The 12402-nt window shown below is 60.9% G+C and carries 13 protein-coding genes and 1 tRNA gene; all 14 read right to left on the minus strand.

Going from position 1 to position 12402, the window contains the following annotated elements; all coding sequences use genetic code 11:
* Positions 1–28: 28 nt before the first annotated feature.
* Positions 29–703: a DNA alkylation repair protein gene (locus AAZQ98_RS06425; protein WP_434690668.1), complete on the minus strand. Its 675-nt coding sequence runs from the start codon at positions 701–703 to the stop codon at positions 29–31.
* Between the two features lie 14 nt (positions 704–717).
* Positions 718–1377 (minus strand): GyrI-like domain-containing protein, encoded by a 660-nt coding sequence (locus AAZQ98_RS06430; protein WP_434690670.1) that lies wholly within the window; start codon positions 1375–1377, stop codon positions 718–720.
* A complete protein-coding gene (locus AAZQ98_RS06435; RefSeq protein ID WP_332488796.1) occupies positions 1359–2378 on the minus strand; it encodes a magnesium and cobalt transport protein CorA in 1020 nt (339 codons plus the stop codon). Before AAZQ98_RS06435 ends, AAZQ98_RS06430 begins: the two co-directional genes overlap by 19 nt.
* Positions 2379–2557: 179 nt before the next feature.
* Entirely contained in the window at positions 2558–4294 is a 1737-nt protein-coding gene (locus AAZQ98_RS06440) for a DUF222 domain-containing protein (RefSeq protein WP_434690673.1), read from the minus strand.
* Positions 4295–4405: 111 nt separating this feature from the next.
* Positions 4406–4478, minus strand: a tRNA-Ala gene (locus AAZQ98_RS06445).
* Positions 4479–4550: 72 nt separating this feature from the next.
* On the minus strand, positions 4551–4931 hold the full coding sequence (rsfS, locus tag AAZQ98_RS06450; RefSeq protein WP_105658500.1) for a ribosome silencing factor: 381 nt from the start codon (positions 4929–4931) through the stop codon (positions 4551–4553).
* Positions 4932–4988: 57 nt separating this feature from the next.
* Entirely contained in the window at positions 4989–6365 is a 1377-nt protein-coding gene (locus AAZQ98_RS06455; protein ID WP_434690675.1) for a hypothetical protein, read from the minus strand.
* Positions 6366–6447: 82 nt separating this feature from the next.
* On the minus strand, positions 6448–7053 hold the full coding sequence (gene nadD / locus AAZQ98_RS06460) for a nicotinate-nucleotide adenylyltransferase (protein WP_105658499.1): 606 nt from the start codon (positions 7051–7053) through the stop codon (positions 6448–6450).
* 2 nt (positions 7054–7055) lie between these two features.
* Positions 7056–7268, minus strand: a complete 213-nt coding sequence (locus AAZQ98_RS06465; RefSeq protein ID WP_105658498.1) for a hypothetical protein — start codon at positions 7266–7268, stop codon at positions 7056–7058.
* Positions 7269–7386: 118 nt separating this feature from the next.
* The gene (locus AAZQ98_RS06470; protein WP_105658497.1) at positions 7387–8673 is read right to left on the minus strand and encodes a glutamate-5-semialdehyde dehydrogenase; all 1287 of its coding nucleotides are present in this window, start codon (positions 8671–8673) and stop codon (positions 7387–7389) included.
* Between the two features lie 16 nt (positions 8674–8689).
* Positions 8690–9847: a glutamate 5-kinase gene (gene proB, locus AAZQ98_RS06475; protein WP_434690678.1), complete on the minus strand. Its 1158-nt coding sequence runs from the start codon at positions 9845–9847 to the stop codon at positions 8690–8692.
* A gap of 3 nt (positions 9848–9850) precedes the next feature.
* A complete protein-coding gene (gene obgE, locus AAZQ98_RS06480) occupies positions 9851–11440 on the minus strand; it encodes a GTPase ObgE (protein ID WP_434690680.1) in 1590 nt (529 codons plus the stop codon).
* Between the two features lie 124 nt (positions 11441–11564).
* On the minus strand, positions 11565–11819 hold the full coding sequence (gene rpmA / locus AAZQ98_RS06485; RefSeq protein WP_013349162.1) for a 50S ribosomal protein L27: 255 nt from the start codon (positions 11817–11819) through the stop codon (positions 11565–11567).
* A gap of 48 nt (positions 11820–11867) precedes the next feature.
* Complete coding sequence (rplU, locus tag AAZQ98_RS06490; protein WP_013349163.1) at positions 11868–12176, minus strand: 50S ribosomal protein L21; 309 nt, start codon at positions 12174–12176, stop codon at positions 11868–11870.
* Positions 12177–12402: the final 226 nt, after the last annotated feature.

The following is a 12402-nucleotide window of genomic DNA, read 5'->3' on the forward strand; positions in this document are numbered from 1 at the left end:
GGAAGCCTAGGTCCAGCGATTGCTGGACCTAGGCTTTCCTTTTGGCCATTTCGGTGATCCAGATGGGAGCGAATGGTGAAATGCACCCGGCTGAGGTCGGGTAGTCCACCAGCACCTGCAAGGTCTCGCCGATGGCCAGGGCACGTCGGCGCAAATGCTCATGCTCGATGCCGATGTGCGCCAGGGTCGTATTCATCGCCCACTGCAGGCGATCCGGTGCGGCGCTCATTCGGGCTTCGATCGTGTCAAGCAGCTGTTCCAGGTCCAGCAGTTCCGGGGCCTTGACTACCTGGTGGGCAGTCAGCTCCCAGCCGGCAGCCAGCTGTACCGGGTCGCTCTGGCTCATGAGCAGCAGGCGGAGCTCCTCGAGCAGCTTGGATTTCTTGACGATGTAGCTCAGGAACCATGCTTGGACCTTGGGAGTGCTGGCGCCTTGGCTCCACACCTGCAGCTGTTCCAAGGTAAAGCTCCGTGGTTTGGCGATCAGCAGCGCGACCAGCCGGGTTGCGGTTTCGCCGGTAGCCCAGAGTTCGTCGGCAAGCTCCTGGTTGCTCTTCAACGACTTGGCCAAGGCGCGGAGCTTGCCCAGATTCACGCCGAAATCATCGCCGTGCTTCTCATTGACCGCGCGGTACTTGGGGTCTTCGAGCTCGGCCAGTGCCTGTTGCACTTGGGCAACTGTGCTCTGGGGTGCCAGTTCCATCTATTTTCCTCTCGCTAGTTGGGCTCAACGGGTTGGCGCAGGATCGTGCGAAGCTTTTCCGGTGCCACCTTGCGAGGGTCGCCGAGGTAGATCTCGTGGTGCTTGCCAGTCATGCGCAGTCCCTGGCCGGGTATGAATTCGTGGTGCATCGTTGCCAGGATTTCGGCTTCTGCATCGTAGGGGCCAATGTGCAGCGTCTGCACGCATTGGCCTTCAGCAAGCGACTGGAACCGGATGCGCCCAGGGCAAGGCAACGGCTTCTTCGCCTGGGCGGTTTCCAGAGCCCTCGCGTAGTCGTCCTCGTTGATCCACGCCGGGACCATCAGCATCATGGTCCAGCTCCACTGTTCCTTGTCTCTCCGTTCGGTAAAGACCGCCATATCCTCGGCCCACCACAAGCCTTCCAGCGGCGGGACGACATAGTCCTTGCCTTGCGCCTTGCTCGCGAATTTGAGTTTGTAGGCCACCGGATACAAGGTTTGCAGGGCTTGCTGGTACAAGTTGCTGGTATTCGGGTCACCTGATCCATCGAACATCAGGTAGCGCATCGCTGGCACCTGCAGGACACGGAACTGCCCGGCCACGGACCGATAGCTGTCCAGCGATTTCTTGAAGTCGATTTTCGCCGTCAATGTCTCCCCTGGAATCTTTCCGCTCAGAACCACTTGCGCCATTTGAATACACCATATAGTGCGGCAGCAAATCCCAGCATGAGGCCGGCAGCAATCGGGTAGCCGAAGGTCCAATGCAGTTCTGGCATGTTCTCGAAGTTCATCCCGTAAATCGCTGCAATCAAGGTCGGGGCGAACAGGATCGCTGCCCAACCGGAAATCTTCTTCATGTCCTCGTTCTGGCGCTGGGCTACGAGGGTGGAATTGACGCTCAAGATCTGCGATAGCGCATCCCGGTATTCCACGGCTTGGGTATGCGCGCGGGTGAGGTGGTCAGTGACATCCTGCAGGTAGGTTTCCAGCTCGGCGGGCACCGGGTACTTCTTGAACCCGTCGTCGAGCGATTGCACGACCTCCAGCAATGACGCGGTCGCATGCTGCATATCGATCACTTCTTGGCTCAGGCGGTAGATGCGTTCGGTGACTGCGGCATCGCCACTGAAGACTTGCCGTTCGATCTGCTCCTTGTCGATCCCCAGGCCGTGGAGCACGGGGGCGTATCCATCAACAATCGCATCAAGTATCCGGTACAGCACTGCTTCGGCGCCCAAGCGGAGCAGCTCCGGGTCTTTGAGCAGCACCTGGTCCTTGCGAAGCTTGCCGTTCCTGATTGACTCGACGAATTCCTCGCCGTCTGTGCCGTCGATCCACCGGTGGTCCTGGCAGAGCACCGCCACAGCGCCTTTGCGCATCAGGATGTGGAACTCGGACAGCTCGACTTCTTCGGATTCATCGAGGTACAACGCTGAGCGAACTACCAGCAGGAGCACCTCGCCGTAGCGTTCGAGTTTAGGCCGCTGGCGGGCGTGCACGAGGTCTTCGGCCAGCACTGGATGCAGTTCCCACGCCTCGGTGAGATCGTGGATGTCAGCTTCATCCGGCGTGGGATACAAGGACAAAGCAATGCGCTGATCACCAGTCTGGCCGAACGCCAGCGCATCGGCCGCGCTCGTGCCTTCCGGAGCGGATTCCACGTTGCCATCATCAATATAGCGAACAGCCATCGAGGTATGCGACGAATTCTGGGTACCGAAAAATGGTCGGGAATTCGCAGCCCGGCGTTGAACACGTGACATATTGCTCCTGAATGATCTTCGTTCATTCAAGTATCGCAACTCCGGCGAGAATACCGGCGCTGAAACGGTCCTCCGCTTGTCGGCGGCTGAATCTTGCTAGGGGGTTCTCAAGGTTCGACGATTTCTACGTCCAGCTCCCCCGCGCGCCACTTAGCTGTCGTTTCATCCGCCAACGCTTCAGCTTCCAATGCCTCTGCGGGAGTCATGAAATACGTATTGATCCGCAATTTCTGTTCCGGATCCAATTCTGGTGAAAGCAATACCATCGGTCTGCTCTCCGGAATCTTCACCGCGTGGAACAACCCGCAATGCCGGGCAGTGTGGTGTATCAGGCAATTCAACCCGGCAGACTTGATATCCGTTCGTCCACCCTTTTCCCACGCGTCCAGATGATCAATTTCGCACCGTTCTACGGGCATGCTGCATCCAGGATAGGAACAGCCCCGGTAGGCTGCCCGGATCGCACGGCGCTGGGACTTGGAATACAGCCGTTGCGTCCGGCCTAAATCGAGGGGCAGGCTCTTGCCATTGAGCACTACCGGATAAACTCCGGCATTGCACAGCGCAGTTCTGACTTCACCAGCAGACAAGGACATCCCACTGCTGTTGACCGCGTAGTCTTGTGCTTGCTCTTGCATCTTGTCCCAATTCAGAATGATGCTCACCTGCGGTGCGACCAACCCAGCACGTTGACCCGGCGGGTCACTGGTGCTCGTCCTGTCACTCATCAGCATTGCCATGAATCCAACTAAACGGCGTCGCTCGGGCTTCAAATCCTCCCATGGAGTGACAGCACCAGTGGTAGCTGATTCAGTATTGCGTTCTTCAGGATCTCCCGGTTGGCAACATTCTTCCTCGTCATCCGAGGTCTCCGAAACTTGTTCGTTGTTGTCTGCCGGCGGACTATCGTCTTCGGTTTCTTCGTCCGCCACCGGATCGTCTTTTGCCCAGTCCGGTTTGGACTCCGCATCGTCCCAACCGGAGCCCTGCTGACCCGTGAATTGAGCCTCGGCTTCTTTCAAGCCGTCCCTGTTCCCGGCCACGGTGGCAGGATTGTCCAGTTGCGCGAAGTAGGCCTCGATATACGCCGCCTGGGAGGGCAACACACGAAGCGTATACTCGATCAGGCCCTGGCGCATGCCCTTCTTGAAGATGCCAATGCGCTCCAGCAGAGCTTTCAGCGGGCGTTTGCCGGCTTTCACCTGAGCCACCAAGTCATTGATGTGCTTACGAGCCGATTTGGGTTCTGAGCGCAGGAAAGCGACTGATTCAGCTTCCAATCGCGCTTTCTCCGCCTGGCCGGCTTCATCGTCGCCGAAATCATTACGTGCAGAATGCAGCTTCAAGGCCGTAGAAGCTACCAAGCGCGGGTCCACATCCGGGGCTTCGAATTGCGCGGCTAACTCCGGGAGCCACGGCTCTACCGGTTGCCCTGCTTGATCGACACCACCTAGCAGGCAGTCGGCTTGGACTAGCCGAGTTCCTGCAGTGCCGCGCGGAATATTCAGCCAGTCGGTCATCATGCCTTTGGCATCTTTGAAATGGGTGCGCCCGGTAGTGGCATGTCCTTCGGCGGCTTCAAGTTGTTCCAGCGTGGGATCGACACCAGCATCGCTGATCGCTTGGAAGGAGGCATGATCAAGTTTGTGTGCACCGGTGCGGCGTAGGGCATGAGCTGCGTGGACCTGTGCTCGACTGAGCTTTTGGTTGAGTTCCTCGACATACAGCGCGAATATCGCAGCGTGGCCGGCCGGTACGTCGCCGGACAGGATCGAAGTAGCCAAGGCGATTAGCTTGCCCGCCTCGACCAGATTCGATAGTGCTTGTGCCGTCACTGTGCTCATGGGATACAGCATGCCGTGGGCATCGCGGGCACCGGCGGTGGGCAACACGGTTTGTGGAAAACAAAAAATCCTGAAATCCCGGACGAACCGAAATTTCAGGATTTTAATTTGTGGAGGTAAGGGGATTCGAACCCCTGACCTTCTGCATGCCATGCAGACGCGCTACCAACTGCGCCATACCCCCAAAAGGATTGCTGCCCTGATCAGGCAACTCCATAATCATAGATGACTACCTGATCAGGATGCAAATTGAGGGTTACTTCTGGTTTTCAGAAAGTTCCTCAGGCAGCTCGATGACTGGGCAGTCGGCCCACAGGCGTTCGAGCGCGTAGAAGATGCGGTCTTCCTGGTGCTGAACGTGGACGACTACGTCGCCGTAGTCCAGCAGGACCCAGCGGCCCTGGCCGAAGCCTTCACGGCGGATCGGACGCATGCTGTACTCGTCGAGCACCTCAGCGACGATTTCGTCGACGATTGCGTTCACCTGAGGTTCTGATCCACCAGAGACAATCAAGAAAGCGTCGGTGACGCCCAAGCGGTCGGCAACGTCCAGCGCGACCATGTTTTCTGCCATCTTCTCGGAAGCCGCGTGCGCGGCAACCTTCACGAGGGCAATTGATTCTGCGTGTGCTCCCATAGAGTGGGGTGTCTCCTTATAGAGGTGTAGATCGAGAACCTAATTGTCCTACGAAAACTAGTTGCCAAGCAACATGATCAAGCCAGCAATCAATGCTGCACCGCCCACGCTGAGGGCGACGATCATCGCGATCAGCATGTTATTGGCGCGGCGGAGGCCGTGCGCCTGCACGTCAAGTGGCTGCAAGCCCTGTGCATTGACCGCATCGATGCGTGGCATGTCAACGTCCGGGGCCGGTCGGGCCGTATGGGTTTTAGCCTTCTGATCCGCCGGCGCCTTTGGCGCAGGCTTAGCGGCTGGTTTTGCAACTGGCTTGGCTGCAGGCTTGGCCGGTGCCTTGGCCGCAGGCTTGGCGGGGGCCTTCGCTGCGGGTTTGGGCGCCGGCTTGGCCATAGGCTTCTTGGCTGCTGGTGCCGCTTCGTCCTTCTTGGAACTGAGCTTGCCGCCGGCGTTGAAGTCCAGCGAAACACTCTGCGTCTTGGGCCCTTGCACGCCGGTTTTGGCGATGCGGTCCTCGACCTCGCGAATGTTGCCCATGGCGCCGGTGAAAGGATCGGAGGCCTTGTCGTCCTTGCCCTGGTTGGCATTCTGGATGCGCAGGCGTTCACGTTCCGCGGCACGGCGGGAAATGATGGCCGCGCGGGCTGCCATTTCACGCTGGTGGGCGAGCACTTCGAGATCGATCTCGGAGTCGTCCTCCCCCAGCAGGTTTGGATCGACCGGGGTCTTCGGCGCGTGGGCACGGCGGGCGGCTAGCGCCTGCTCGACGCTCATGACCGTAGTCTCCGGGGCGTCTTCCTTGGGCGCAGGCTTCTTGGCGGCCGGGGCCTTCGGCTCGGCCTTGCCCTGGTCTGCCAGCGCCTGGAGGCGCAGTTGACGGCGGGTCAGCGGTTTAGGTTCCTCCGCGGGGGCGACCGTTGGAATATTAGTGGTCAGCGCGCCGACCTCTTCTTCCAGGCGACGACGCTCGCGCAAGGCCTCGCGGTCACGGGCACGGCGCAACGACGCCCGTTCGCCCAGGGACTCTTCGGACTGTGATGCGCTAGCTGGCTCAGCTGCAGGCTTTGCGCTGGGAGCCTTGGCTGGGGCTCCAGCAGGCTTGGCCGCTTCTGGCTTGGCACCAGCGGCCTTGGCGGCTGGCTGGGCCGGCTTGGCTGGAGCTGGTTTTGCCGGCTCTGGCTTGGGTGCAGGCTTGGCCGGCTGCGGCTTGGCTGGAGCTGGTTTGGCTGGCTCTGCCTTGGGTGCCGGCTTGGCCTTTGGGGTCGCGTCAGATTTCGCTGGCTTCGCCGAATCCTCGGCCTTTTCCGCGCTTTTCGACGCGTGCTCCTTGGCTGCCTGCTCGGCCTTGCTGTTGGCCAGCAAAGCTTCCATCTCAGCACGTCGTTTTTCGCGCAGAGCTCGCCTGCTTGAAACCGGCTGCGAGTTATCGCTCATCCTGATGCTTCTCCCGACCGCATAGACAAATACCGTCACCCTTACCTAGAGATTATGCCGTGCTACCCCACCTTATGTGAGGTTACGACTCGGTATACAGCCCATATTTTGCAATGTACTGCACCACACCGTCCGGCACAAGATACCAAACCGGCTTGTCGGCGGCGACACGCTCCCGGCAATCGGTAGAGGAAATTGCCAGTGCCGGAATTTCCAATTGCGAGACATTGTCGCGACCCACATCCGCGATGACATAGCCAGGGCGGCTCACGCCAACGAAGTGGGCGAGGTCGAAGACCTGGTCGATGTCGCGCCAGCTCATGATCTGGCTCATCGCGTCGGCACCGGTAATGAAGAAGAGCTCCGCATCCGGGCGCAAGGCGCGCAGATCGAGCAAGGTGTCACGCGTGTAGGTGGCGCCTTCGCGGTCGACGTCGACCCGGCTTACGGTGAAGCGCGGGTTCGACGCGGTGGCGATCACGGTCATCAGGTAGCGGTGCTCGGCGCTGGTGACCTGGCGATCGGCCTTCTGCCAAGGCTGGCCGGTGGGCACGAAAACGACCTCATCCAGACCGTACTCGGCGGCTACCTCGCTGGCAGCGACCAAGTGGCCATTGTGGATGGGGTCAAAAGTACCGCCCATCACGCCGAGGCGCAATGGGCGGTCTTGAGGCTTTTGCTCTGCCAAGACTAGTGGCTATGCGGTACGTGAGTCTTGAACTGGCGGTGGGTGTCCTCTGGTTCAGGCTTTGCCTCGTGGCGGTTGCCTACGTTGGTGTAGGAAACGGTAATCAGCAGCAGGACCATCAGTGCTGCGAAGATGCCACCACCGACGATCACAGCGAAAGTGTGAGGATCCATGCCGGTGGAAGCGGCTTCCGAAGCCAAAATCAGCGCGTTCAAGATAATTCTCCAGTCGTTTTCACGAGTTCGCTAAGCCAGCAACCTGGGCGGCTGGATCAGTAGCTCGAAAAGTAACGGTACGTTTCTTCTACATCGTACCGAAAAGGGCGGTCAGAAACTATTTGCGAATGTGCCCGTCGCCCTGGACGATCCACTTGGTCGTGGTCAGTTCGGCCAGGCCCATCGGTCCGCGAGCGTGCATCTTCTGGGTTGAGATGCCCACTTCTGCGCCCAGGCCCAGCTGCCCGCCGTCGGTGAACCGGGTCGAGGCGTTGACAATCACCGCGGCCGAGTCGATCTCCGCCACGAACTGCTCGGAAGCAGCCAGCGTGGAGGTGATGATCGCCTCGGTATGGCCGGTGGAGTAGGCGCGGATGTGCTCCAGGGCCTGGTCCATGCCATCGACGACCTTCACCGCGATGTCCAGGTCCAGGTACTCGTTGCGCCAGTCATCCTCCCCCGCCGGGATGGTCGGCAGCTGCGGAACCAGCGCGGCGGCACGGTCGTCCGTGTGCAATCTCACGCCGGCCGCGGCCAGGGCCTGCAGCACTGCCGGGGCCACAGCGGCATCCTTGTGGACCAGCAGGGTCTCCACGGTGTTGCAGACGCTGGGGCGGTGGGTTTTCGCGTTGAGCAGGATATCGACGGCCATTTCCTCGTCGGCGCTCGCGTCGAGGAAGATGTGCACATTGCCTTCGCCGGTTTCGATGACCGGGACCTTGGCGGTGGTGACCACGCGCTGGATCAGCTCGCGGCCGCCACGCGGGATGAGCACGTCGATCTTTCCGCGCGCGCCCATCATGGCGTCGGCACCGGCACGGCCGAATTCGTCGACCGAGATCACGATGTCGCGGGGCAGGGAGACGGACTCCAGCGCGTCGCGGATCACCGCGACCAGCGCCTGGTTGGAGTTCAGCGCCGCCGAACCGCCACGCAGCAGCACCGAGTTGCCGCTCTTGAGCGCCAGGCCGGCGATGTCCACGGTGACGTTCGGACGCGCTTCGTAGATGGTGCCGATGACGCCCAGCGGGACGTTGACCTGGCGCATGCGCAGGCCGTTGGGCAGGGTTTCCCCGCGCACCACGCGACCGACCGGGTCGGGCAGGCCAGCGAGTTCATGCAGCGCGGAAATCAGGCCGTCGATGCGCTTGCCATCGAGCTTCAACCGGTCCAGCAGGGCCTCGGAGGTGCCATTGGCGCGGCCGGCAGCCAGGTCCTTCTCGTTGGCGCGCAGGATCATCGCACGGTTCTGGTCGATGCGCGAAGCCATGGCAGCGAGGGCGCGGTCCTTCCAGTCGCGGTTGGCGCGCTTGAGGATCCGTGCGGCGCGGCGTGCACGGTCGGCCAGCTGGTGGACCGAGGTGGTGACGTCGGTGGTCGTTTCTTCGGTGTTTACGGCATCCATACTCATGCTCCTCATTCTAGAAAATGGGTTCGATCAAAGCTAGGTCGTCAACATGCACTACTGATCTGTCGTAACCTTCGCCCAGCTCTTCAACCAGATCCGTGGTGTTGTGTCCGAGCATCTCGGGCAGTTCATGGGAGCTGAAGTTCACCAGCCCGCGAGCGAAGGGGTTTCCTTCCGCGTCGCAGATCTCTACGGCGTCGCCAGCCTCGAATTCCCCACGGACTGCGGTAATGCCGGCTGCCAGCAGCGAGTTGGTTCCCTTTTCGATGGCCTTGACTGCGCCGGCATCCAGGATCAGCTTGCCTTCGATGGAAGCCAGGTAGGCCAGCCAGACGTCGCGGGCCGAACGGCGGGAGTTGCGGGCCGCGAACCAGGTGCCTACATCCTGTCCGCGCAGCGCCTTGGCGGCGTTGTCGGTGCTGGTCACCAGGGTGGGAATGCCCGCCGAGGAGCTCAGGGTCGCGGCATCGACCTTGGTGATCATGCCGCCGGTGCCGACTCCGGCTGCACCCGGGGTGCCCAGGTCTACCGCTTCGAGCTCGTCGGGGTGCTCGATGGTGGTGATGCGACTGCCGCCGTCATCAGGGTGCGCGTCGTAGACCGAGTCCACGTCGGAGAAGAGCAGCAGCGCGTCGGCCTTGACCAGGTGGGCCACCAGCGAGGCGAGGCGGTCGTTGTCGCCGAAACGGATTTCGCGGGTGGCGACCGCGTCATTTTCGTTCACGATGGGCAGCACGCCCAGGTTCAGCAAGCGAACCAGGGAACGCAGCGCGTTGGTGTAGGAAGAGCGGCGCATCAGATCGTCGGCGGTGAGCAGCACCTGGCCTACGCGCTGGTCGTACGCATCGAAAAGCTGGGTGTACTGCGCCAGCAGCAGACCCTGGCCAACGGCCGCCGCGGCCTGCTGGGTGGCAAGGTCCTTGGGACGCTTGGCCAACCCGAGCGGGGCCAGACCGGCGGCAATGGCACCTGAGGATACAAGAATGACCTCGGTACCGTTGTTGACAGTTTCAGCGAGAGTGTCCACCAGGAACTTCAACCGCTCGTGGGATATCCCGCCGCTGACCGTGGTCAGCGAGCTGGATCCAACTTTGACCACTAAGCGCTTGGCTTGAGGCAGTTGGTGGGGCGAGGTAATGGCTGAAATTGTTTTGGTGGCACTTTCACTCATACTTTAATTTTCCTCCTGGGTTGCCTTTGGTTCCGCAGTCTTTCGTCCGTACTTGGAGTCAACCGATTCGGTCCAGACGCCGGCCTTGCGTTCGGCTTCCAGCTCGGCGCGAGCCGATGCCTTGGCCGCCCGGCGCTCTTCGTGCTCGGCACGCTTTTCCTCGCGGGTCTTGCGATCGCCGCGATCCTCGAGGCGGATGTCCTCGCCGCGTCGGCTGCCGCCGAGCAGTTCGGCGCCGGCTGCCATAGTTGGCTCCCAATCGAAGACCACTGCGTTGTCCTCGGCGCCGATGATTACCGCGTCCCCTGGCTTGGCACCGGCCTTGAACAGCTGGTTTTCGACACCCAGCTTGGCCAGGCGGTCAGCCAGGTAGCCGACAGCTTCATCGTTGCGGAAATCGGTCTGCATAATCCAGCGTTCCGGCTTTTCACCGATAACTCGCCACATTGGCTCAAAGTTCTGCTCCTCGCGGCGGATGGTGAACTCGGCACGCTTGGTGGTACGTGGACGAATCACAGGCACCTCGACTACTGGGGCTTCAACAACCTGTTCAGCGCGTGCCTGCTCTACCAATTCAGCCATAGCGAAGGACAGATCACGCAATCCGTTACGCGAGAGCGCGGAGATCTCGAAGACGCGGTAACCGCGTTTTTCCAACTCAGGGCGCACGAATTCAGCCATGTCGGCACCGTCTGGCATGTCAACCTTATTAAGTGCGATCAGCTTCGGGCGCTCGATCAGCGGCACGATGGTGCCGTCGGTGCCGGCGAAGGTGGAGTCGGCTTCGTAGTTGGCCAGCTCTGCTTCGATGATGTCCAGGTCGCTGATTGGGTCGCGGTCCGCTTCCAGCGAGGCGCAGTCCAGCACGTGCACGATGGCGGCACAGCGCTCAACGTGGCGCAGGAACTCGTGGCCCAGCCCCTTGCCTTCGGAGGCTCCAGGGATCAGGCCAGGCACGTCGGCGACGGTGAAGCGGGTTTCGCCTGCTTCGACGACACCCAGGTTAGGCACCAGGGTGGTGAACGGGTAGTCGGCGATCTTCGGGCGTGCCGCGGACACGGCGGCGATCAGCGAGGATTTGCCGGCCGATGGGTAGCCCACCAGCGCGATATCCGCCATGGACTTCAGTTCCAGGACGATATCCTGGCCGGTCCCGGGAATGCCCAGCAACGCGAAGCCCGGGGCCTTGCGCTTGTCCGAGGCGATGGACGCATTGCCCAGGCCGCCCATGCCGCCCATTGCGGCGATGTATTCATCGCCCGGCTTGACCAGGTCGCCGAGGATGTCGCCGTCCTTGGTCTTGATGACGGTGCCGGCAGGTACGCCCAGGACCAGGTCCTCGCCGCTCTTGCCCGGATGCAGACCGCCCTTGCCCGGCTCGCCGTTGCCGGCCTTGCGGTGCGGCAGGTGGTGGAAGTCCAGCAGCGTGGTGACCTGGGGGTCGACGCGCAGGATGATGTCTCCGCCCTTGCCGCCGTTGCCGCCGTCGGGACCGCCAAGCGGCTTGAACTTCTCACGCTTGATGGACACACAACCGTGGCCACCATTACCTGCGGTGACATGAAGGGTTACGCGATCAACGAATGCAGCCACGGGGCCATCTTCTCCTAGTACGGGGTTGCGAGGGTTACTCGCTTAAAAGTCTAACTATGCACGCAAGGGGCGGACCGAAATCGGCCCACCCCTTGTGTACTAAAAAATTTGCCTGTTGCCTGAATTAGGCAGCAGCCACAATGTTCACCACGCGGCGACCACGACGGGTGCCGAACTCGACTGCGCCAGCAGCCAATGCGAACAGGGTGTCATCCTTGCCACGGCCTACGCCGGCGCCTGGGTGGAAGTGGGTGCCACGCTGGCGAACGATGATTTCGCCTGCCTTGACTTCCTGTCCACCATAGCGCTTTACGCCTAGGTACTGTGCGTTGGAATCGCGACCGTTGCGAGTGGAACTCGCACCTTTCTTATGTGCCATGCCTTTTAGCCTCTTTCGCTACAAAAATGGATTCTACGATTGCCTGAATTAGGCGATCGAGGTGACCTTGACCTTGGTCAGAGCGGCACGGAAGCCCTGGCGCTTCTTGTAACCGGTCTTGTTCTTGTACTTCTGGATTACGATCTTCTCGCCGCGAAGGTTTTCTACAACCTCAGCGGTGACCGTGACCTTAGCCAGATCGGCAGCTGCGGAAGTTACCTTCTCGCCATCTACCAACAGCAAAGCTGGAAGCTCGATGGAGCTGCCTGGGGCAGCCTGAAGACGGTCAACGGTGATGAGGTCTCCAACGGAAACCTTCTCCTGGTGGCCGCCTGCGCGGACAATTGCGTACACCACGTGGGTACTCACTTCTACTCGACGTTTATTGTCTTACCGGCGCAGATATCGACCCGAACACCCACAAAGTGGATGCGATCCCGGGGATCTCATGCGCTTGTGCCTTGACGCCGAGCGGACCAAAAGTCCGTGATCTTGGCGTTTAGCACCGATCAACTAGATTACGCTAGTCCACACCGCTGGAGCAAATACAAACTGCCCCAGCGAGGGAAGCGTGATCAAGTTC

Origin of the sequence: Glutamicibacter sp. Je.9.36, assembly GCF_051129975.1 — a bacterium.
Lineage (GTDB): Bacteria > Actinomycetota > Actinomycetes > Actinomycetales > Micrococcaceae > Glutamicibacter.

What these genes read in the sequence shown, in the direction of transcription:
- AAZQ98_RS06440 (WP_434690673.1), bottom strand. Translation starts at nt 4,294, where the DNA reads ATGAGCACAGTGACGGCACAAGCACTATCGAATCTGGTCGAGGCGGGC.
- rsfS (WP_105658500.1), bottom strand. Translation starts at nt 4,931, where the DNA reads ATGGGAGCACACGCAGAATCAATTGCCCTCGTGAAGGTTGCCGCGCAC.
- rpmA (WP_013349162.1), bottom strand. Translation starts at nt 11,819, where the DNA reads ATGGCACATAAGAAAGGTGCGAGTTCCACTCGCAACGGTCGCGATTCC.
- AAZQ98_RS06435 (WP_332488796.1), bottom strand. Translation starts at nt 2,378, where the DNA reads ATGGCTGTTCGCTATATTGATGATGGCAACGTGGAATCCGCTCCGGAA.
- AAZQ98_RS06470 (WP_105658497.1), bottom strand. Translation starts at nt 8,673, where the DNA reads ATGGATGCCGTAAACACCGAAGAAACGACCACCGACGTCACCACCTCG.
- proB (WP_434690678.1), bottom strand. Translation starts at nt 9,847, where the DNA reads ATGAGTGAAAGTGCCACCAAAACAATTTCAGCCATTACCTCGCCCCAC.
- AAZQ98_RS06430 (WP_434690670.1), bottom strand. Translation starts at nt 1,377, where the DNA reads ATGGCGCAAGTGGTTCTGAGCGGAAAGATTCCAGGGGAGACATTGACG.
- AAZQ98_RS06425 (WP_434690668.1), bottom strand. Translation starts at nt 703, where the DNA reads ATGGAACTGGCACCCCAGAGCACAGTTGCCCAAGTGCAACAGGCACTG.
- AAZQ98_RS06455 (WP_434690675.1), bottom strand. Translation starts at nt 6,365, where the DNA reads ATGAGCGATAACTCGCAGCCGGTTTCAAGCAGGCGAGCTCTGCGCGAA.